The organism is Roseovarius sp. A-2 (assembly GCF_002072155.1).
In the GTDB taxonomy this organism is placed as follows: Bacteria; Pseudomonadota; Alphaproteobacteria; order Rhodobacterales; family Rhodobacteraceae; genus Roseovarius.
In genome coordinates, this window is record NZ_BDIY01000040.1 from 1 (window position 1) to 12,986 (window position 12,986).

General features: G+C 59.6%; 13 protein-coding genes and 3 pseudogenes. 9 read left to right on the forward strand and 7 right to left on the reverse strand.

Annotated elements, in window-relative coordinates; all coding sequences use genetic code 11:
- The 4 genes and pseudogenes from BHD06_RS24575 to BHD06_RS21420 form a co-directional block, all read left to right on the forward strand.
- Positions 1 to 150 (forward strand): annotated as a pseudogene (locus BHD06_RS24575) (IS630 family transposase); the annotation flags it as partial.
- A gap of 14 nt (positions 151 to 164) precedes the next feature.
- Positions 165 to 485: a hypothetical protein gene (locus BHD06_RS21410; RefSeq protein WP_080458986.1), complete on the forward strand. Its 321-nt coding sequence runs from the start codon at positions 165 to 167 to the stop codon at positions 483 to 485.
- A gap of 369 nt (positions 486 to 854) precedes the next feature.
- On the forward strand, positions 855 to 1,217 hold the full coding sequence (locus BHD06_RS21415; RefSeq protein ID WP_217805712.1) for a hypothetical protein: 363 nt from the start codon (positions 855 to 857) through the stop codon (positions 1,215 to 1,217).
- A 46-nt stretch (positions 1,218 to 1,263) separates the two neighbouring features.
- The gene (locus tag BHD06_RS21420) at positions 1,264 to 1,605 is read left to right on the forward strand and encodes a transposase (protein WP_080458988.1); all 342 of its coding nucleotides are present in this window, start codon (positions 1,264 to 1,266) and stop codon (positions 1,603 to 1,605) included.
- Between the two features lie 49 nt (positions 1,606 to 1,654).
- Here the strand turns inward: BHD06_RS21420 and BHD06_RS21425 are convergent, their stop codons facing one another.
- Positions 1,655 to 2,080 (reverse strand): transposase, encoded by a 426-nt coding sequence (locus BHD06_RS21425; protein WP_254892557.1) that lies wholly within the window; start codon positions 2,078 to 2,080, stop codon positions 1,655 to 1,657.
- Positions 2,081 to 2,108: 28 nt separating this feature from the next.
- Between BHD06_RS21425 and BHD06_RS21430 the strand changes: the two are divergent.
- Both BHD06_RS21430 and BHD06_RS21435 read left to right on the forward strand, forming a co-directional pair.
- Positions 2,109 to 2,654 (forward strand): annotated as a pseudogene (locus tag BHD06_RS21430) (transposase); the annotation flags it as partial.
- A 66-nt stretch (positions 2,655 to 2,720) separates the two neighbouring features.
- Positions 2,721 to 2,963 (forward strand): annotated as a pseudogene (locus BHD06_RS21435) (transposase); the annotation flags it as partial.
- A 129-nt stretch (positions 2,964 to 3,092) separates the two neighbouring features.
- On the opposite strand, the gene BHD06_RS21440 reads toward BHD06_RS21435, so the two are convergent.
- From BHD06_RS21440 to BHD06_RS23935, 5 genes are all read right to left on the reverse strand, one after another.
- The gene (locus tag BHD06_RS21440) at positions 3,093 to 5,390 is read right to left on the reverse strand and encodes a sulfotransferase (RefSeq protein ID WP_080458991.1); all 2,298 of its coding nucleotides are present in this window, start codon (positions 5,388 to 5,390) and stop codon (positions 3,093 to 3,095) included.
- 25 nt (positions 5,391 to 5,415) lie between these two features.
- On the reverse strand, positions 5,416 to 6,492 hold the full coding sequence (locus BHD06_RS21445; protein ID WP_080458992.1) for a hypothetical protein: 1,077 nt from the start codon (positions 6,490 to 6,492) through the stop codon (positions 5,416 to 5,418).
- Positions 6,493 to 6,578: 86 nt separating this feature from the next.
- Positions 6,579 to 7,469 (reverse strand): polysaccharide biosynthesis protein, encoded by an 891-nt coding sequence (locus BHD06_RS21450; protein WP_139784836.1) that lies wholly within the window; start codon positions 7,467 to 7,469, stop codon positions 6,579 to 6,581.
- Between the two features lie 119 nt (positions 7,470 to 7,588).
- Positions 7,589 to 10,144: a rhamnan synthesis F family protein gene (locus BHD06_RS21455; protein WP_080458994.1), complete on the reverse strand. Its 2,556-nt coding sequence runs from the start codon at positions 10,142 to 10,144 to the stop codon at positions 7,589 to 7,591.
- Positions 10,141 to 10,623 carry a hypothetical protein gene (locus BHD06_RS23935; RefSeq protein ID WP_080458995.1) on the reverse strand — a complete coding sequence of 161 codons (483 nt, stop codon included), beginning with the start codon at positions 10,621 to 10,623 and terminating at the stop codon, positions 10,141 to 10,143. Before BHD06_RS23935 ends, BHD06_RS21455 begins: the two co-directional genes overlap by 4 nt.
- Positions 10,624 to 10,916: 293 nt before the next feature.
- On the opposite strand from BHD06_RS23935, the gene BHD06_RS23315 reads away from it, so the two are divergent.
- Entirely contained in the window at positions 10,917 to 11,096 is a 180-nt protein-coding gene (locus BHD06_RS23315; RefSeq protein WP_139784838.1) for a hypothetical protein, read from the forward strand.
- A 189-nt stretch (positions 11,097 to 11,285) separates the two neighbouring features.
- A complete protein-coding gene (locus tag BHD06_RS21465; protein ID WP_080458996.1) occupies positions 11,286 to 12,218 on the forward strand; it encodes an NAD-dependent epimerase/dehydratase family protein in 933 nt (310 codons plus the stop codon).
- Between the two features lie 150 nt (positions 12,219 to 12,368).
- On the opposite strand, the gene BHD06_RS21470 is transcribed toward BHD06_RS21465, so the two are convergent.
- Positions 12,369 to 12,599, reverse strand: a complete 231-nt coding sequence (locus BHD06_RS21470) for a hypothetical protein (protein WP_080458997.1) — start codon at positions 12,597 to 12,599, stop codon at positions 12,369 to 12,371.
- Positions 12,600 to 12,726: 127 nt separating this feature from the next.
- Between BHD06_RS21470 and BHD06_RS23940 the strand changes: the two genes are divergently transcribed.
- Entirely contained in the window at positions 12,727 to 12,900 is a 174-nt protein-coding gene (locus BHD06_RS23940) for a hypothetical protein (protein WP_176214451.1), read from the forward strand.
- Positions 12,901 to 12,986 lie beyond the last annotated feature (86 nt).

Here is a 12,986-nt window from a genome sequence, read left to right on the forward strand (position 1 = left end):
ATGGCGTTCTCAAAGCTCAAAGCGCACCTGCGCCGGATCGGCGCACGCACCTTCACCGACATGTTCAATGCAATCGCCGATATCTGCGACCTCTACTCACCCGAAGAATGCTGGAATTACTTCACTGTCGCCGGATATGTCGCAGGTTAAAGGCGGGACGCTTTATGGGTTTACAAGAGCTCGCATCTATCCCTCTTCCCTGTATCAACGAAGCGGTGCCCGACTGGGTAATTGCCATGATGCGACGGATTAACGCTCGCGAACCGAACAACCCCGAACGCCAAGCCTGGAAAGGGCTTCTGTTTCACTTTCTCGACAGCAATCATACGGTCCTGCGCGACGATGCCCGCAGGTTGGGTCCAAAAGACCTTGCTCGCCTCAATGTCGACCTGTTGGCAGATATGCCCCCCGAAGTCCCTGTGGGCGACATTACAACCTTTCTGCGCACGCGGTTCCCTATACTTCTTGGGAAAGAAAGATCCTAAACATTCAGAAAATATATGGGCAAAAGTTGATGACGCCCGATCACGCGGTGGTTTGAACGTGGCGGATCCCGTTGCGGAACTCAGAGGCCGGTTTTGTCTCCGCCGTTGACACCGTCCGAGAGGCCGCAGCACGCCTCAAAATAAGAAAAACAAACAAGCCTCTACAATGCCCTCAGAGACCAGAAATCCGACTGGAACCGCGAATGTTCCCGTAAGGTTCTCACGAGCCGAACGGTGACGTCACTTTTGTGCAGCGACCTCTCTAGAGCGCGTTGCGGGCTTTCTGATTCAGGATTCCCATAAGGGTTGATTTGTGATTCCCTGTCTGTAGGGCAGATATGGGGGTTTGAGATGGGCAAGCCACATCCTATGGCACTTCGTGAGCGCGTTGTCGCGTTTGTGGAGGAAGGGCATTCGCACCGCGCAGCCGCCGCGCGGTTCCGGGTTTCGGTGAAATTCGTCAACGACATGGTGATCCTGAAACGCGAGACCGGCGGGTTGGAGCCGCGTGTCCAGGGCAATGGCGGGGGGCATGGCAAGCTGGGCCGGTTGCGGGACTGGATCGCGGCGCGGATGGCGGCCAAGCCTGACCTCACGCTGGATGATCTGGTGTTGGAAATCGCCGATGAACACCAGATTACGGTCCATCGCGTATCGGTCTGGCGCACCCTGCGCAGTCTTGGACTGACGCATAAAAAAAGACCTGCAAGCCGCCGAGCAAAAGCGGCCTGAGGTCCGGCAGGCGCGCCATATCTGGATCACGCGACGCCAGCCGTTCATGGCCAACCTATTGCCCCGTATCGGTTTCATCGACGAGACCTCACTCAAGACGAACATGGCCCAGACCACAGGCTGGTCTGCAAAAGGCGCGCGCCTGACCTGTCACGCGCCCTTCGGCCACTGGAACACCCAGACGTTTATCGCCGCATTGCGCCATGACAGGCTGGACGCGCCATGGGTCATCAACGGCGCGATGAACCGCGACCTCTTCGAGCTTTATGTCGAGACTCAGCTCGCCCCAACCCTGCAACCCGGCGACGTGATCATCCTCGACAACCTGTCATCCCACAAAAGCGGTAGTGCCCCACCGGGTTCTCTAATCGCCATGATCAAGAGCTGATTTCTCTGCGGTTCATCCTGCGCGCCGGGCTCTTTGGTTCTCTGCGCGGTCATCGCATGGGACGCCGCATGTTTGCGTTCAGGGTTGGGAGGATCGAAGTGGTGTGCGCGGTCTTTGCCGCAGTGGTGGGAGAGATCTCACCCTCGCCGTTCTCTAATTGCACGGGTTTGAACCAGCCCGTGCGCACGATCTGGGCGAGGCCCCGGGCATCATGACGGTCTGTCTTGTTCGGCATCATCTTCAGCACGCCGCTCGCATGGCGCGCGTCGAGGCAAACGAGGGGAACCTGGCGCGCCGTCAGCGCATTCCAGAGCCAGACGGCCAACGGGCCGGTTTCCATGCCAACACGTTCGAGACCTTCGGCCCATTCCGCAAGCCAGCGGGCAATGGCATCCGGGCATGTCGCCACCTTGGCTTCGGCCAGAAGCCCACCATCCCGATCCACCACACAAATCGCAGTTTCCTCCTGCGACACGTCCAACGCTGCAAATACACTCATCGTGTTGCGGGGCGTGCAACTGGTGATCAGCGACGCCCATGAGGGCCTGAAGGTCGCCGCGCGTAAGGTCCTTGGCGCAGGATGGCAACGCTGCAGGGTTCACTTCCAGCGCAACCTTCTGGCCCGCGTAGGCAAGACCCACAAGCCCGTGGTCAGCGCGGTGGTGAAGACCGTCTTCGCCGAGAAGGACCGCGATCAGGCACATGCCCGTTGGCGCGAGGTCGCAGACAGCCTGCGCGAGCGGTTCCGGGATGTCGCCGAGCTGATGGATGACGCGGAGCATGACGTGCTGGCCTACATGGCCTTCGACGAAAGTCTGCGCTCGAAGTTGCACAGCACCAACCCGCTGGAGCGCGTCAACAAGGAGATCAAGCGGCGGACCAACGTGGTCGGGATCTTCCCGAACCGCGAGGCCGTTATCCGCCTCGTCGGGGCGCTCATGCTGGAGCAGAACGATGAGTGGGCCGTCTCCCGCCGGTACATGCCGATGGAAAAGCTGACCGCCATGTGCCACGATGAAAGTGAGACGGTGATGATCGCCGCTCAGTGAACGAGCAGCACCAGCTATGAAGAAGCAGGTGGACGCCAGTTCCTACACCACTTCCCGGGGCACTACCACAAAAGCCCCAAGGCCGCAGCAGCCATGCACGCCGTGGGCGCATGGTTCTTGTTCCTGCCACCCTACAGCCCCGACCTCAATCCCATCGAGATGGCCTTCGCAAAGCTCAAGGCTCTTATCCGGCGAGCTGCGGCACGGACCTACGACGATCTCTGGCGCGCAGTTGGACACGTCTGTGATCTCTTCACTGACGAAGAATGCTACAACTTCTTCAAGGCCGCAGGTTATGAAACCAATTGAACGCAACACGCTCTAGCGTAGAGTCCTGCATTTTCCCGGTATCTGACCCTTTGATAAAACCGGATCTGAAAATGACTCTGCCTGACATAAGTCTTTGATCATTGTGGCGCGGGTCAATGCAGAGGCTGCCTACTTCCCGTGAATCTTTTCCATGACATATCGCAATGGAGCCGTTACGCGCCAAGATTTGCTGTTGAGCAACTGATCCGCTTCGGCCCGGGCGGCCTTGGCGGCGGCGTCGAGCTCGGCGACGCGTGCCTCTGCCGCTTCGCGCGCCTTGCGTTCATTGGCGCTGTCGGCCTGCACCCGGTCGGCGTCGGCCCGGGCGGCCTTGGCGGCGGCGTCGAGTTCGGCGATGCGCGCCTCTGCCGCTGCGCGCGCCTTGCGTTCATTGGCGCTGTCGGCCTGCACCCGCTCCGCGTCGGCTCGGGCGGCTTTGAGGGCGGCGTCGAACTCGGCGATGCGTGCTTCGGCTGCGAGGCGTGCCTGTTCGATGCGGTTGCGTTCGGCAGACCACTCTGACAACATGACTTCTCGTTCTTGCTCATGGTCCCGGACCGAATCGCCGTTGAGCCGTTGTTCGATCTCCCTGGAAAAGCGTATGGCAAGCTGCTGCTTCATGCCGACGAGTTGCCGTGCCTCGCGGCCCGATTTCCGCTTGAGTGCCGCATGCTCGGCGTCAAGATCTTGCAGGCGGGAGTCAAGCTCGGCAATCTTGCGGGCATCGGACAGGGTCTGATCATGGAGATCCTGCGCTTCCGTGCGGCTTTGTTCCAACTGGCTGCGCAACTGGTCGCGTTCATGGTTGGCCTGTTCCAACGCCTTGTCGAGCGCGTCATGCTTGGCTTCCAAAGCATCGTGGCTCTCTACCAGAGCCTTGTAGCGTTCCTCTTCGGCCGCGCTACGAGCCTGCATCTCCTCCCGTGCGGCCTCGAGGGCCTCGCTAAGCTCTTTGACGTGAGCGTCTGCATCGGCCCGGGCCTGCCGTTCGCTGGCGATATTGGTCTGTAGTTTCCCAGCCTCCTCCCGTGCGGCCTCGAGGGCCTCGCTAAGCTCTTTGACGCGAGCGTCTGCATCGGCCCGGGCCTGCCGTTCGGTGGCGATATTGGTCTGTAGTTTCCCGGCCTCCTCCCGTGCGGCCTCGAGGGCCTCGCTAAGCTCTTTGACGCGAGCGTCTGCCGCAGCCCGGGCCTGACGGTCATTGGCATTATTGGCTTGCAACGTCTCGGCGTCTGCGCGTGCGGTCTTGAGCGCCTCGTTGAGTTCGTTGACGCGGGTTTGCGCGGCGGTGCGCGCCTGGCACGCACTCGCGGTCTCGGCCTGCAGCCGTTCGGCTTCGTCCCGCGCGGCCTTGAGCGCCGCGTCGAGCTCGTTGATACGGGTCTGCGCATTCGCCCGTGCCCGCTGTTCCGTGGCATGGTTGGCGGCATGCGATGCCGCGTCTTCCCGGGCTGTGCGCGCGGCAGCGTCGAGCTCGGAGATTTTCGCGTGCGATTGCTCAAGCTCCGACTGTAGTCGCCGCACTTGTTCGCTCTCGCGCTGCGTCTCCTGCATGAGCAGGCTCAGGGTCGCGTCCGTTTCCCGAAGCCCGGCCCGAATGTCGTCTAGGCGCTGATGGTCGCTCTGTGTTTCACCGTCCTGTACCCACTGGTCGAGAATCCCGTGGACCTCACCGATCCAGCCCGAGATCGTGCCTTGCGCTGGTCCGTCCATCTCTGCCGCGCGGAACGTCCGGCGCGAGTCCGACAGAAAGCCCTCTATCCCGGGTGCCGCAGTTTCGGGTTTTATCGGCCAGCGAAGCTCCAGATCCGCACCGATGCGTCCGATCATGCCCCGCCAGTCCGACAGCAGCCCGTCATAGGATACGAAGGTTCGCCTGTGCCCGCGGCTGTCCGCCTCGGCATCGAGAACGTGCCGCAACCACAGCAACAGCCCCCGGCTCTCGGGCCAGCCGTTGCGGCGGGCCAGCGAGGCCGCGACCTCGACGGGGTTGCGGTGCGTGCAGACGAAGAGCGGCTCGATACCACTCTCCGCCATGACCTCGCTCCAGAAGGGTACCAGGCGGCAAATACGGGGATCCTTGAGAACGAAAAAGCCCGCCGCGCCGAATTCCTGCTCCAGCATCTCCTGCGCCCGTAGGATGTATTCCTGTTTGCGGGGCGAGCCATACCAATCCGTATTGACCGCGTGCCAGTCATCCCAGGATGATCCGGCGGAGCCGAGCAGCGCATCGTTGAGCTTGTAGGCGAGCAGGGATTCGAAATAGCCATCGGGGTTGAACTCGTTGGCTGGCATCAGGTCCTGCGGCAGATCGGCCCCCATCTTTGCCAGCACGCCCGCCAGCGCGGAGGTGCCCGAACGGTGCATCCCGAGCACGATAAGCGCTGTGCGGGGTGGGAGAGAGGCCGTTTTTTTATTTTTTGCCATGGTCCTGGTTCCAGTCATCCCCGCGTCAGAGGCTTGAATAAGGGTCGTAGCTCAGCCGCCGGAGCAGTTCCAGCGTGCTGACGGTTCTGTCGAGGGCGGGGCGTTGGTCGCGGTGCAGGGTGCTGAGCAGCGCGGTCTCCAGCGCGGGCTGGTTTTCTTCTGCCAGGCGAAAGAGATCCTCCTCGCCAGAGATGGCGATGGCGATGGCATTGGGGGTGGGGGTGTCGCGCAGCGGCATGCCCAGCCGGTCCTCGATCCAGTCGAGATCGGCGCGGTTCTTTTCCAGCACCGAGCCCCAGAGACTGTCGGAGAAGGTGAGTTTGCTTGAGCCGATGCCGCGCAGCGCGTCGATGAAAGCTCTATTCGCGGCCTGTGCCTTGTCGAAACCCGTGACGAATCCCTTCCCCAACCGACGTTGGGCAAAGAGCAGGGCTGTGGACTCGGCGCTCAGGCTAGTATTGGCCTCCGAGGCAGGGGCGGTGGCCATCTCCACGCCGATCGTGGTGGCAAAGTCGCGTACCACATCGCCACCGCTGAGGTGCTCGCGGTCATAGGGTTTCAGGATCACTCGCTCGCGCCCGAACACCTCGTCCAGCCGGGCGAAGCGGGCCTTGTAGAAGGGCCACAACTTCTCTGCCTCGAGTGTTTCGACCGTTCCGCCCTTGAGCCGCTCCTGAAACGCACTGGTCGCATAGGAGAGCGGGCGGCGGGCATAGGCCAGCACCGTGATATCCTCGCTCCACTCGCGAAAGAACGCGGCCATCCGGCCCACGGCCCCGTGGAATTGCGGGCCCGAAATGTCCTCGGCCGAAAACACCAGGGTCTCGCCCGCCGCCTGCGCCCGCGTAAGGTCTTCTGTCAATGAGGCGCGCCAGTCCTCCCGCATCTGCGGCAGGCGGGCGTAGAACTCCGGGCCGCGCGGCTTGAACCCGTGATACTCGGCCAGCAACTCCGGCTCCTGGAACAGCAGAACGAACATCGCGCTGTGATTGCCGCTGTTCCAGCGCGCATAGCGCAGCCCCGGATAGGCGGTTTTGAAAAAATGGTCCTGAATGGCACTGCTACCGGTCTTGTGCATGCCGGGATGGATGACGATTTTCATAATGGGTCCTTGTGGCTACTTTTACCTGCGGCATCAAAAATCCGTCACATGAGATGACGCCGTCGCAGCTGACCAGCTCGCCACCATCATTCGTCCTGCGTCCCGGCCTCAAGCCGCCTGACGATCTGTTCCAGATGGGTGATGCGATCCGCCTGTTGCATGACGATATGAAGAACATGTTCCAGCGCGCGGTGGCGCATCTCCTCCGGATCGACCGTTTTCTGCGCGGGGGCGGGGCCGCTGAGCAGATCGAGGCCAAGTTTGTCCTTGATCTCCGCGAAGAGCGCGGCCTGTTCTGCCACGATCTCATCGGTCTGATCATAGGTGAAACTGTCACGGACCAGCGCCGCAATGCTGGGGGATTGCGCGAAATCGAGTCGCCGAAAAGCCCGGTCGAACCTGTCAGGCAGCACCCCGGTTGGAAACCTTGCGTTGTAAATCGCGCGCAGCAGGCTTTCGCTGGTTTCGACCCGCTCGAAGCTGCGCGCCACCGGAGCCGCCATCTCGACACCGAGCATGGCTGCGAAATCCTCGACCACATTCAGGGATTTCGAAAAAGGTCGAACGGTCATGATGTCGTTGCATTTCCGGAGCCACGTATTCAGATCCGTGTACATTCGCAGTAATCTGCGCCCACCCTCCGCATAGGGGGGAATCTGGCCGTGAGGTGTCTTGTGGTAGACAAACCATTGATTATAGGCCGATGGCAGCCAGTCGCGCGGATCCCGGGCATAAGCTATAAGACGGACGGTCACCTGCTGTTTCAGGCGTGCGATGAACGGGCCAAGAGCCTCATGCTGTTGCAGCAAGGATTCGTTAGATAACAGGAAACGGGATACGCCACTGTCGGCCTGCTTTTGTCGCAGGGCATTCAGGAACTGGTCGGCCACGGCATCGAGTCGTTCTGCGGAAGAAGCAAAAAAGTTCCGTTGTTTGTCATCGCTGCGCAAAGCTGGATCGATCAGGTCGAACCACATTCCCAGATAGTCGATCCCTTGTGCGTGCAAGCTGTCGACATTCGCGTTGAGTGCACTCTGGATCGACGAGGTGCCGGTCTTACCCATGCCGATATGCAGGATGATTTCCATTTTCCGCGTCAAATCCTCTGTTCGTCCAGTTTATGCACAAAGACCTGGTCCAGTTCCAGATGCGTGGCCATCGCGGGCCAGAGCCGCTCGATCAGGTGGTATTCCGAGCCGTCATTGGCAATCGGTTCGTCCGGCCAGGGATAGTCTGCGCCGAACAGCTCGTTCATCGCCTCCACCACCTGACGGCGCACCCAGAACATGTTACCTACGGGGAAGAGAAGCGGGTTGTCCGGCATCGGCCCCGGCAGGCGGCCCGCAAATTTCGGCAACAGGTGGCGGCTTTCGTTCCAGCCCACGAAATGCGGATCGAACGGGGCCACAAGGCCGACCCCGTCTTGCGCCAGCGTCGTGATCGCGTTGGAAACGGTGTCCGCATCGCCCAGCAGAACGCGCATCAGGAATCGGCGCCACAGGTCGCCGCCATCCGTCGATCCGATCGATTTCTTCTGGTGCAAATGGCACCAAAGCTCGTCCCGGTCCGCCGCCCCGCCCGGCTGGAACAGATTCATGAAGGGCAGGATGTCACGTCCGGTATTGGACACCAGCAGGATTTCCGGTACCAACCCTTCGGCCTTCATGATCTTGCGGATGGCCTCGCCCTTCTCCTCGCTGTCGGTGGTGACCACGATGCGGCGAGCCTGGCGGTAGATCGCGAAAGACTTGATATCCTCGGCCAGGTCATCGGTGTAATAGGCATGGATATGCAGCGCGAAGGGCGGTAGCGTTTCGGGCTCTACGGTCGCGTAGGGGGCAAGCCGCATCCGGCTGTGCATCCAGTTGTCGGAGGTCGCGATCTCGTGTTCGACCTCATCGAGATCGCGCCAGACACGCCGCCGCCCGTAGCGCATCATTTTCTCGCGCTCGCGGATGCGGGCCTGATCGAAATCGGGTGTTGGGGTGTACATGATGGGCACGTCAATCTGCGACGCCCCACGCACGAAATATTTCTGCGCCTTCAGCCGCGCCTCGAGGGAGGTTCTGATCGTGTCGAACAGATGGAAATCGGTTTTTTCGGGCGTGGCCTCACTTGTGTCCTTGGGCGGCAACGCCAGGATCGCGGTCGCTGCGGCCTCGGGGTTGCCATATTCGACCGTGATAAACTTGTCCGATCTCCGGTAAATCTCGTCGCCAAAGCCTGATGCGCCGTCGAATTGCACGATCCGGCACCCATATTCCAGCGCGTCGAACACCACATTCGGCAGCGGGTCCAGCCGCGACGACATGAACATGACATCCGCTGCGGTCAGCACGTCATGATAGGCGGGACCGGCGGGGATGAAGACCATGTTGGATGTTGGCCCCCCCATTCCGGTTTCTTTGAAATGGTAGGCGATATATGTCCCGAACGTCAGTTCATCTGGAACAACGCTGTGTCCGATCCAGATGAAAACCGTGTCCTTGTCCCGGGGCCGACAAATCTGCGCCGTCATGGCAAAAATATCGGTGCCTTTCCGCCAATGAGGTTGCCCTGCACCGCACACGATGCGCGATGTGCTCAGGTCGCGCCCGATCAGATCCGACAGTCGCGCCTTGGCCTCGGCCTTCATCTCTGCGCTGACAGCGCCGACAAAGAAGGGCCGCTGCGGGATGATCGTGCTGTCCCGATCGGGGTCGAAATTGACATCTGTCATCCGGCCCCGCCAACCGTCGCGCACATGCTCCGACGAGAAAACCAGCAGATCCGCGAACATCGGGAACAGGTTGAAATGAAATGCTGGATGCAGATATTCTGTGTATTCGTGAAGATACCCGACGAAAGGGATTTCTCTTGCGACAAGAAACGGGATGTAGTTCCAGGCCACAGCCGAATTCACGATCGCGAAATCGATTTTCTTCAGAACCTCTCCCGGAAACAGATCGAAATCCTGATAAAGGGATGAGCTGATCAGGACCTGACAGCTGGTTTCCCTGAAATCGTCCAGCAGCGGCCCGTCGCGCAGGGCCGAGATGATGACATTATGCGTCTTCGCCGCCTCGCGCGCCAGATCCCGCCCGACGATCGGGGCCCCGGTGCGCGAACATTCATGCACCGCGATCAGGCAAGTCGGCCGCTCCGGTCGGTAGGCAAGTTGCCCACTGTACTGACCCTTGCGGATGTCACGCAGAGTGCGCCGCCCCTCGCCCCACCCATAGCACAGGTAATGCACCAGCGGATCGACGCCGGCTTTCACGATATCCGCGTGCATCTGTAGGTAGCTGTCAATGGAGAAATCCGAGACGGCGGCATCGACCGGTTTGCCCAGGTGGATGAGCTCAAATGCCAGTTCATGCGCGCCGGGCTGCCCGGCCTCCATCGCCTCTTCCAGTTCTGTGTCGATGACGAGATCCGACAGTACCTCGTCGACAACGCGAGATCTCGAAACAGTCTGCGCGTAGAGATTGGGACTGTGGCCGCTCGGACGCCCATGCTCCTCGTAATGCCGGGCCAACTCTGAGGGATCGTCGGTCTGTGCGGAGATATGCTCTTTGTAATAGTGTGGATCGAAACGGAAATCAGGGCGGGTTATCAGCAGCTCGGGTATCTCGGACGCGTATTTGCGCCAAATGAGGTCCAAATCGGTCATGCGTCTTTCCAAACGAATAAATCTGTCAGTATCTCGGTGAATTGCGTGTCATTGGCGGGGCGGCCATCCAGTTTGCGAAAAAGGTCGGGCAAGAGGGGGCTGGTTGCGATCATCTCGCCCAAGACCAGCCGGTTGATGTTTGCATCCGGGTCAAACGTCGCATCCACGGCAAGGGGGGGTATCTGATCTGGATCATCTGGCTCGACTGCCTTGCCAAGTGGGTGGTCAATATAGAGAAGCGGACCTTCGTCCTCATCCAACCGCCGTTCCAGCCATCCGATGACATCGCAGAGCAGGACCGTCGCATCGGCAGGCTCTTGGAGCCATTCGATGATGATAAACCTGTCATTGAGCGCTTCAAGGGCCTGACGATCGCACTCCGATCCCGGCAGAACGATCAGGACATGCAGACCGGGCCACGATGGAAAAGGCGGGGCTATTGTGCCAGCTTCGAGCGCATTAGTTGTCATTACCAGCATGATGATCTTGACCCACCTCTTCTGCCAAAGGCCCCGCCACCGGGGTATTTTCTTTGCGTGTATGTCATTATTCGATTACGCGGGCAATGGGAGCGGGCGCAAAGATGTGTGTTTTGTAACATACTGAAAAAACTATATTTTGTCAAATATATGTAGTGTCTTGAAACAGCTTTTACACGAAGGATCGCATGGCTTTCCCCGCGCCATTCCATCATCTGCCCGGTACCGCCATGCCCGAGATCAGGAAGTCTTGCCCAAAGCGCTGATAGACCACAGGCACAGGATCACGTTGATTGGACGGCAACGTTGTGGAAGGCGTATTTTTCTTCACAGGTTTGTTTCCTCTCGATTGGAAAAACCCCGAGCCGATGGCCCGATCCAAATACCGCCATCCGCAGGCGCGGGACCGTCACTGTCACCCGATGTCTGGCAGACAGGCCGAGTTTGAAAGTGAAAAGAGATGGTGGCTATGAATATCACTAATTTTAGGCGTAAGTTTCATTACAGATGCAATCCTTGCATAGTTTGCTACCCCAAACAGAGATGCTTGACAATTCCCAAGGCAAACTGTCTTCGTTGTGATGGGGTGCTGTCAACCGAAGGGTGGCATTTGAGATATTTTATAGTCATTCTTTGGCTGTCTTTTCTCGGAGGTGCGTTTCATGATTCTTCTTATTGGCGGATGTGGTTTCATCGGGTCCCATGTTGCCGACAGCTTGCTTGCGCGCGGTCTCAAGGTGCGGGTGTTTGATCGTCGGCCTGAGGCGCTGCGACCGCCGTTGGCGGGTGTGGATTACGTGATCGGCGATTTTTCCGACTCGTCGCTGATTTACGAAGCCATGAGCGGAGTGGATGCGGTGATTCATCTGGCCAGCACAACGGTCCCGGCAACCTCCAACCTCGATCCTGTCGCAGACATCAAAGGCAATCTCGTGGCGACCGTACAGCTTCTGGAGGTGATGCGCACCACCGAGGTGCGTAAACTGGTCTACCTGTCCTCCGGGGGAACCGTTTATGGTATTCCCGAAACCGAAGTGGTTCCCGAGACGCACCCCCTACGCCCGATCAGCTCTTACGGCATCGTCAAGGTGGCGATCGAAAATTATCTCTTCATGCAACACAAGCTGCATGGGTTGCAGCATGTCGTTCTGCGTGCGTCGAACCCTTATGGGCCGCGGCAGGGGCATACCGGAGTGCAGGGCATTATCGGTACCCATCTGTGGCGCACGGCCCGAGGGGAGCCCGTCGAGATATGGGGGGATGGAAGCGTGGTGCGCGACTTCATTCATGTGCGCGACCTTGCCGAGCTCTGCGCGGCTGCGGTGCAATCTGATGTGGCCGGATGCTACAATGCCGGCAGCGGGACCGGAGCTTCGGTAGCGCAGATCGTTGACAGTATCAGTCGCACGGTTGAGCAAACCGGCTGTACCCCGATGGCTCCCGTCTACAAGCCGGGCCGGAGTCTGGACGTGCCGCGCGTTGTTCTGGATATTACTCGCGCATGCCGTGATTTCGATTGGACGCCAAGGATCGGACTGGACGAGGGTATCGCTGAAAGCTGGCAATGGGTGCGAGGTCAGGTTCAAGGTGCCTGATCTACTGCTGTGACGTCAAATGGAGACAGCCTTGGCTACATAGCTGTAGGCCGCTTCTCGTTCTCGTGACACTTGCATGTGCTCATGAGGCCCAATCAGCCGTCAGCGGGTTCCCCCAGTGATGTCCAATTGGGCCGCATGAGCAGAGCTTTATTCCACTGGCACGATCTTGTAGCCGACCTTGTCAAGACGCCGCTCTAGATGGATCGCCTTCTTCATCATGTCCTTCTTGACCGCTTGGAATGCGGCTTTCCGGTCTTCGGGGGCGTTCGGCAATGCGGTACCTTGCTCGGTCAAATACAGGGCCCTTGCCAGATTCACGCGCTTTTGACGTTCTTCCTCGGTTACATTTGTTGTCGGCATTGTTTTCGTCGTTGTCATCTCAAGTCTCCTTAAACCCATTATTCAGGTCGTGTTGCGAAGTTGGTGGAAATTTGAAGGTGGCGTAATCTCGGGGTGATCCTGAACCACCCAACCGGCGGCTGGCACCGCCAGAGGAGATCACGCCATGAACCAGACTACAGACACCAGCGCGGTTTCGCTACTCGCTTGCGAGGACGGCTTCGACCCGATCGAGGACCGGCTGCGCGCGAATATCCGCAGCACAATCGAGACCGTTTTCAACGAAGAACTGAACAGCTGGCATTGCCAACTTATTTTCACCCGCCCGAATGAGGCCTGACCCGAGCCCGTCAGGCCGTCATTTCAAGCGCGTAGATTTGCCAAAGATCGAAGGCATCAGTTCTGGCGTGGCGGTATGAGGTGGCG

Excerpts from the sequence above, each read along its gene's own strand:
- BHD06_RS21410 (WP_080458986.1), top strand. The coding sequence starts at position 165 with ATGGGTTTACAAGAGCTCGCATCTATCCCTCTTCCCTGTATCAACGAA.
- BHD06_RS21415 (WP_217805712.1), top strand. The coding sequence starts at position 855 with ATGGCACTTCGTGAGCGCGTTGTCGCGTTTGTGGAGGAAGGGCATTCG.
- BHD06_RS21420 (WP_080458988.1), top strand. The coding sequence starts at position 1,264 with ATGGCCAACCTATTGCCCCGTATCGGTTTCATCGACGAGACCTCACTC.
- BHD06_RS21440 (WP_080458991.1), bottom strand. The coding sequence starts at position 5,390 with ATGGCAAAAAATAAAAAAACGGCCTCTCTCCCACCCCGCACAGCGCTT.
- BHD06_RS21445 (WP_080458992.1), bottom strand. The coding sequence starts at position 6,492 with ATGAAAATCGTCATCCATCCCGGCATGCACAAGACCGGTAGCAGTGCC.
- BHD06_RS21450 (WP_139784836.1), bottom strand. The coding sequence starts at position 7,469 with ATGTGGTTCGACCTGATCGATCCAGCTTTGCGCAGCGATGACAAACAA.
- BHD06_RS21455 (WP_080458994.1), bottom strand. The coding sequence starts at position 10,144 with ATGACCGATTTGGACCTCATTTGGCGCAAATACGCGTCCGAGATACCC.
- BHD06_RS23935 (WP_080458995.1), bottom strand. The coding sequence starts at position 10,623 with ATGCTGGTAATGACAACTAATGCGCTCGAAGCTGGCACAATAGCCCCG.
- BHD06_RS21465 (WP_080458996.1), top strand. The coding sequence starts at position 11,286 with ATGATTCTTCTTATTGGCGGATGTGGTTTCATCGGGTCCCATGTTGCC.
- BHD06_RS21470 (WP_080458997.1), bottom strand. The coding sequence starts at position 12,599 with ATGACAACGACGAAAACAATGCCGACAACAAATGTAACCGAGGAAGAA.
- BHD06_RS23940 (WP_176214451.1), top strand. The coding sequence starts at position 12,727 with ATGAACCAGACTACAGACACCAGCGCGGTTTCGCTACTCGCTTGCGAG.